The sequence below is a fragment of the Caballeronia sp. M23-90 genome, assembly GCF_053574605.1.
The window spans coordinates 1-5541 of the sequence record NZ_JBSIPA010000426.1 but is presented as its reverse complement, the minus strand read 5'-3'; the positions used below and the strand labels follow the sequence as shown (position 1 = coordinate 5541).

Annotated in this window: 8 protein-coding genes and 3 riboswitches; of the genes, 5 read left to right on the top strand and 3 right to left on the bottom strand. The window is 60.7% G+C overall.

Annotation, left to right across the window (positions count from 1 at the left end):
* Positions 1–122: riboswitch (cobalamin riboswitch) on the bottom strand. This riboswitch is flagged as partial in the annotation.
* A 93-nt stretch (positions 123–215) separates the two neighbouring features.
* Positions 216–483: riboswitch (cobalamin riboswitch) on the top strand.
* A gap of 136 nt (positions 484–619) precedes the next feature.
* Genes ACRXB1_RS28970 through ACRXB1_RS28955 form a run of 4 tightly spaced genes read left to right on the top strand, consistent with a single transcriptional unit; the run spans position 620 to position 3150 of the window.
* Entirely contained in the window at positions 620–1015 is a 396-nt protein-coding gene (locus ACRXB1_RS28970) for a cobalamin biosynthesis protein (protein ID WP_062171227.1), read from the top strand.
* Entirely contained in the window at positions 1015–1617 is a 603-nt protein-coding gene (gene cobO / locus ACRXB1_RS28965) for a cob(I)yrinic acid a,c-diamide adenosyltransferase (RefSeq protein ID WP_174364529.1), read from the top strand. Before ACRXB1_RS28970 ends, cobO begins: the two co-directional genes overlap by 1 nt.
* Position 1618: 1 nt before the next feature.
* Positions 1619–2911 (top strand): cobyrinate a,c-diamide synthase, encoded by a 1293-nt coding sequence (locus tag ACRXB1_RS28960; protein WP_449493979.1) that lies wholly within the window; start codon positions 1619–1621, stop codon positions 2909–2911.
* Positions 2908–3150, top strand: a complete 243-nt coding sequence (locus ACRXB1_RS28955; protein ID WP_178391865.1) for a DUF1289 domain-containing protein — start codon at positions 2908–2910, stop codon at positions 3148–3150. The genes ACRXB1_RS28960 and ACRXB1_RS28955 overlap by 4 nt, the downstream gene beginning before the upstream one ends.
* Before the next feature lie 49 nt (positions 3151–3199).
* Here the strand turns inward: ACRXB1_RS28955 and ACRXB1_RS28950 are convergent, their stop codons facing one another.
* Together ACRXB1_RS28950 and ACRXB1_RS28945 are read right to left on the bottom strand one after the other, a co-directional pair.
* Positions 3200–3967, bottom strand: coding sequence for a CbtA family protein (locus tag ACRXB1_RS28950; RefSeq protein WP_449493978.1), 768 nt, complete (start codon positions 3965–3967; stop codon positions 3200–3202).
* A gap of 8 nt (positions 3968–3975) precedes the next feature.
* Entirely contained in the window at positions 3976–4209 is a 234-nt protein-coding gene (locus ACRXB1_RS28945; protein ID WP_062171235.1) for a CbtB domain-containing protein, read from the bottom strand.
* A 31-nt stretch (positions 4210–4240) separates the two neighbouring features.
* A riboswitch (cobalamin riboswitch) is annotated at positions 4241–4394 on the bottom strand.
* Positions 4395–4446: 52 nt separating this feature from the next.
* Here ACRXB1_RS28945 and ACRXB1_RS28940 point away from each other — a divergent pair.
* The gene (locus ACRXB1_RS28940; protein WP_449493977.1) at positions 4447–5007 is read left to right on the top strand and encodes a histidine phosphatase family protein; all 561 of its coding nucleotides are present in this window, start codon (positions 4447–4449) and stop codon (positions 5005–5007) included.
* On the opposite strand, the gene ACRXB1_RS28935 is transcribed toward ACRXB1_RS28940, so the two are convergent.
* Positions 5008–5340 (bottom strand): hypothetical protein, encoded by a 333-nt coding sequence (locus ACRXB1_RS28935; RefSeq protein WP_375508598.1) that lies wholly within the window; start codon positions 5338–5340, stop codon positions 5008–5010.
* Between the last annotated feature and the right edge of the window lie 201 nt (positions 5341–5541).

Sequence of the window (5541 nt, the reverse complement as noted above, 5' to 3'; positions counted from 1 at the left end):
TCTGCGCGGTTTTCGCTTACCGTTGCGGGGGCAGCGCAGGTTGGCGCGCACGAGTGTCCGGCGGCGCTCCCTGCTTCCCGTTTAACTGCGCACAGAGAGAGACCGCGCGCGAGCACCAGAAAACTGCGCCAAGTCTAGGCCGGTGAAGCCTTGCAGTCAAGGTTACGGCCAGTTGGCGAGCAATGGAAATCCAAGCGCCGGCACGCCTCCGTGTGCTATCTTTGGCTCGCGTCTGGTGCTCACGCGCGCTTTTCCTGCGTGCGTAGTTAAACGGGAAACAGGATGCAAGAGCGTTTATCCTCAGCGCGCCTGCATGCAAGAAACCTGTGCTGTCCCCGCAACGGTACGCGACCCGCGCCGGTTCGAATTGGTTTAACAGAACCCGTGCGCACATTTGCTTCATTGCCACTGCTTGCCAAAGCGGGAAGGCGCAAGCGAATGCGGTCGCCAAGCCCGGATACCGGCCAGCGCAAGTGGCGTGTCATGGACGCGCCGGACGCCGCATCCGCGAGGGACGGATGAAGGACGTAATGAATATATCGTCTTACATGAAATCTGATCCGCAGTGTATTTGCAAGCTTCTATCCGCGCGTCTGGAACGCACGGATGGAGCGGGACGTTGAGCGCATGGGTGATCGGCATAGGCTGCCGGCGTGGCGTGAGCATCGGGCAGATCGATGCGGCGGTTTGCGCGGCGCTTGGCAATGAGCCGATCACGCATGTGCGCGCGCTGGCATCGATTGACGGCAAACAGGATGAAACCGCTTTGCTCGAATTCGCCGCCCTTCACCACCTGCCGATCGAATTTTTTTCGAAGGACCGCGTGTCGCAAGTCGAGACGAGAGCATCGGAACGCGTCCGGACACTGATCGGTGTCGATGGCGTCTGCGAACCGTGTGCGCTCCTGGCGTCGCGCGACGGACGGATCGTACGGCCCAAGATCGCAGTGGATGGCGTGACTGTCGCCATTGCCGAAGACAACTCGAATCAACAGAAAGACAACGAGAGAATGTAATGAAAACGGACGAAGAAGCGCATCTGCGCATGACCCAGCGTCGCAAGGAAGGCCACGAGAAAAAGCAGGCGCAGGCGTCGATTGAAAAAGGCTTGTTGATCGTCAATACGGGCACGGGCAAAGGCAAGACCACGGCCGCATTCGGCATGGCCGTGCGCGTGCTCGGCCATGGCATGCGGCTTGGCGTCGTGCAGTTCATCAAGGGTGCGCTGCATACGTCGGAACGCGATTTTCTCGGCGCGATCGCCAATTGCGACTTTGTGACGATGGGCGACGGCTACACCTGGGACACGCAGAATCGCGACGCCGATATCGCCACCGCCCGCAAGGGCTGGGACGCGGCGCGCACCATGATCGAAAGCGGCGAGTACCAGATGGTCGTGCTCGACGAACTCTGCACGGTGTTGAAATACGAATACCTGCCGCTCGATGAAGTCCTCGGCGTGCTCAACGCACGGCCCGAGATGCTGCATGTGGTCGTGACAGGCCGTCATGCCCCCGAAGCGCTGGTCGAAGCGGCCGACCTCGTGACGGAAATGCGGCCGGTCAAGCATCCGTATCGCGAGCAAGGGGTCAAGGCGCAACGTGGCGTCGAGTTCTGACGTGCGCGCCTGTCCTGCTTTATTCATCAGCGCGCCTGCATCGAACCAGGGTAAAACCACCGTGACCGCAGCGCTTGCGCGCTATCACAGACGGCTCGGCCGGCGTGTGCGCGTGTTCAAGACCGGCCCGGATTTCCTCGACCCGATGATCCTCGAACGCGCATCGGGCGCGCCCGTTTATGCATTGCATCTCTGGATGGTCGGCGAGCGCGGCTGCCGCGCGTTGCTTGCAGAAGCCGCGCAAACGGCCGACCTGATCCTGATTGAAGGCGTGATGGGTCTCTTCGACGGCACCCCCAGCAGCGCCGATCTTGCCGCGACATTCGGCGTACCGGTGCTGGCCGTGATCGGCGCGCATGGCATGGCGCAGACCTTCGGCGCGGTGGCGTTCGGGCTCGCGCGATATCGTGACGACCTGCCGTTTTACGGGGTGCTGGCGAACCGCGTGGCATCCGAGCGGCACGCGCAAATGCTGCGCGAAGCGATTCCCGAGGGCGTGCGTTATTGCGGACATGTATCGATCATGGACGACGTCGCGCTGCCCGGGCGTCATCTCGGTCTGACGCAAGCGGCCGAAGTCGAGGACCTCGATGCACGGCTGGATCGCGCCGCGGACGCTATCGGTGAGACTATGTTGCGCGAGTTGCCTCCCTCAGTTGACTTCGCCAATGAACCTCGCGAACAGCCACTGCGTCTGCTCGGAGGTCTGCATATTGCCATTGCGCGTGACGCGGCGTTTTCGTTCATCTACCCAGCCAATCTCGATCTGCTCAGATCGATGGGCGCAACGCTGTCGCACTTTTCTCCCTTGGCCGATGAACCGTTCAATGCCGATGCGCTTTATCTGCCGGGCGGTTATCCCGAACTCCACGCCGCGCGCCTTGCCGCGAATGCGACGACGGCGGCATCGATTCGCGCGCATGTCGGAGCAGGAAAACCGGTGGTCGCCGAATGTGGCGGCATGCTGTATCTTCTCGAGTCGCTGACCGATATAGATGGCGCAAAGCACACCATGCTCGGCTTCTTACCCGGCCACGCGAAGATGCAAAAGCGCCTTTCCCGCCTCGCTATGCAGCGCATCGAAAGCCGTCACGGCGTCAGTACAGGGCACACATTCCATTACTCGTCAGTGACGACCGACATGGCACCTGTCCTGAACGCAACGCACGCAACCACGGGCAAGGAAGGCGAAGCCTTCTACCAGCAAGGCCCGATTACCGCGACCTACATGCACACTTACTGGCCGACGAATCCGGCGGCAGCCGCCGCCCTTTTCCGTGGCGAACCGCTATGACAATGCCTTTGGAAACACCTGTAAAAACGCCGCTTGAACTCGCATTCACCATCGAACGTGCGAGCCAGCTTCAGCCCGTGGGTTCACCCTGCACGGACGTATGCCGCCTCGATAAAACCACGGGTTATTGCGAAGGCTGCTTCAGAAGCCGCGAAGAGATCAAGGCATGGAAGACATTGCCCGACGCCGACAAGCTCGGCCTCTTCCCTGCCTTGCTGGCCAGAAAAGCAGCGGCATGAAAAAGGGCGGCTCGCGAGCCGCCCTTCTCTTACCAAGAATCTTAATCGATCAAGCCGTTGCTACACGCCGCGCGGGCACACGTTCCACTTCACGCTGTGCAAGCACGCCGAACAACAAACCGAGCGTGGTCCAGATCACCGCCTGAATGCCGATTGCGGCCACGCGAAAATTCCACAACAAGGTCGCCGAAAACTTCGCCGGTACTTCATCGATCGATGGCAACGCAGCGTAAGCGAGCCCCATCAGCACGATGTAACCCGCGAGCGCAATCAGCGACGCATTCCAGTTGCCGTGTGTCGGCTGCATGCGGCGCTGAAACCGCACCGCGAACACGGCCACCACGAGTGAGATCGCGACCATGCCGAAAAAGAGCGCCGTTCTCGCGCCAATCGTCTCGGGATTTCCCACGGACGGCGGGTTCGGCGGATACTTGAGGAACGGCACGATTGCAACCGTCACAAAGCCGAACACGCCGAGCAATGCTGACGTTCCGCGGGCGCGCAACGCACCGAGCCGCGCATACGAAAACGCGAACACGAGCGAGAACAAACCGCCCAGCGCCGTACCGAACACCGAGACGCCTGTCAGCAAACCTAGCCCCGCTTGCGTGCCGCGGCTGACCAGTTCGACATCGTCGCCATGTTCGTGCGGATGCCCGGCCGCCGCTTCCGCCTGCTCATGTGCCTGTTCCTGCTGGGATTCGAATGCAATGGCACGATCCACCGACGGCTCGCCGAAGGCTTTTGCAAACCCGAAACCGAGCAGGCCCGCGACCAGCCCCGCGATCATGCCGCGTATGAGGAGATTTCTGATCATGGACGGTCTCAGTGGCAGGGGAAACCGAGCAGATGGCGACCGTCGTGCACGAACTCGTGGATATACATGCCCTGGAAGATCGACGTTGCGCCTTGCTCCGCGCCCACGAAATAAATTGCGATCAACAAAAGCAGACCGATAAACACCGCCCAAGGCAGCACCTCACGCACCGGAATAGGTACGGGTGCATCAAATGCGGGATTCATGGCGGACAGATTCGCCGTTGGATTGGCTTGATTCATGAAAGCTCCGAGGGATAAGCGCGTCCCGTAAGAAAATAGAAAGGCTGCAGCGGGGGTCTGACTTGCATGCGTCGAATGGTTTTTTTACCTTGATTCAAGGATGAAAACGCACTCGGCACGCTTACAGTGGCGCGACCGTGCCGGGTTTTCACCGGCTTCCTCGCGCTGCAAGCTTGCCATTCTAAGATGTGATCACCGAAAGTAAAGCAATGCATCATTGAAGCGAATCCGGAAACCATGAAAAACGAACTGATCCTGCTTTGCCACGCGGCAACGCACGCCATGAAAACCGGCATGTTTCCCACGCTCAATGATCCGATCGAGCATCTCGAGCGCCCGCGTCTTTCGGCGCTTGCATCGGTTTATGTGCCCGACCGTGTCATCACGAGCCCGTCCCGTGCCGCCGTGGAAACGGGACGGACGTTTGGCATCGAAATGTCGACCGATGCGCAGTGGAGCGACCTGGATCATGGCCGCTGGCAAGGACGTTCTTTGAAAGAGATCTACGACGAGGAGACCGACGCATTGAGCGCGTGGTTGTCGGAACCGGACAGCGCTGCGCATGGCGGCGAAAGCCTGGAGGCCCTTCAGGGGCGGGTTCGACGCGCGCTCGACAAACAGCGCGATGACGGGACTACGGTGATCGTGACGCACGCCATCGTAATCAAGGTGGTGCTTGCCGTCGTGCTGGACGCACCGCTTACGACGGTTTATCGGATGGATCTGGAGCCGCTATCTGCAGTCACCCTGACCCGCGCGGACGATACCTGGCGTCTGCGCTGCAAATCGTCCATCTGATCAGGCCCCAGCGCCACGCGCCATGCGCCGAAGCGTCGATGAATCGATCGCGCCCGCGCAGATCCGGACCGCCTCGTTCAGCGTGCGGGGCCGGCCAGCGGCGAAATGCGCTTCGAGCATGGCGATAGCGCGAAGTCTTTCGTTATTACCGAGCTTCTCGCCGGTGGCAAGTTCAAGCACCGAGATGAAGTAGGTCGCGGGAGGCGTGGCGCCCCGCGCGCCGGTCGAAGACACGGGAATCGCGTCGGAGCATGCCTGCCTTGCAATCGTCGCAACATCGCGTTGGGGAAGCCAACTCGATTCGCTGAGCTGGTGTTCGGTTTGGCGTGTCATGGATAAAGCCCTGGAATATCCGTAAGTCGTATGACCTTTACCTAGCAAGGACTATTCCAGATTGACAAGCAGTCACGCATTGGTGTGGACCCCATCCCAGCGTCGCGACAAAAGAATCAACACGGGCAGCAAAACCGCCCAACCGGCAGCCAGCGTGAGCGTCGCCGCCAAAGGCTGCGCGAACCGGACCGCGCCCAGCGC